We start from the raw sequence: 278 nt of genomic DNA, 5'->3' as shown, positions 1-278 counted from the left end.
CAGCCCGAGTCAGCGGAAATACGAATCAGCCTCACCTCCTTTCGGAATGGTCATAACATGTGGAAGGCCAACCAGTGCCTAGGGCTGGCCGGCCGCCAGGCGGGCATATCTTGGCGGCAGATGTCCATTGCCAGCGGGCAGCGCGTATTAAACACGCAGCCGCGCGGCGGGTTGGCCGGGCTGGGCGGATCGCCGGTCAGGATGATCCGCTGCCGCCGCGCCTCGACCGCGGGGTCGGGCACCGGCACGGCCGACAGCAGCGCCTGGGTGTAGGGATG

1 protein-coding gene is annotated in these 278 nt (G+C 67.6%); it reads right to left on the bottom strand.

Annotated elements, in window-relative coordinates; translation table 11 throughout:
• Positions 1 to 50: 50 nt before the first annotated feature.
• Positions 51 to 278 (bottom strand): oligopeptide/dipeptide ABC transporter ATP-binding protein (locus SAZ04_RS21930; RefSeq protein ID WP_332699664.1); only part of this gene is annotated, 228 nt, incomplete at its 5' end.

The sequence above is a fragment of the Halalkalibacter lacteus genome, assembly GCF_036663595.1.
In the GTDB taxonomy this organism is placed as follows: domain Bacteria; phylum Bacillota; class Bacilli; order Bacillales; family Bacillaceae_D; genus Halalkalibacter; species Halalkalibacter lacteus.
The sequence above is the reverse complement of the archived record's forward strand: the minus strand, read 5'-3'. Positions and strand labels throughout refer to the sequence as shown.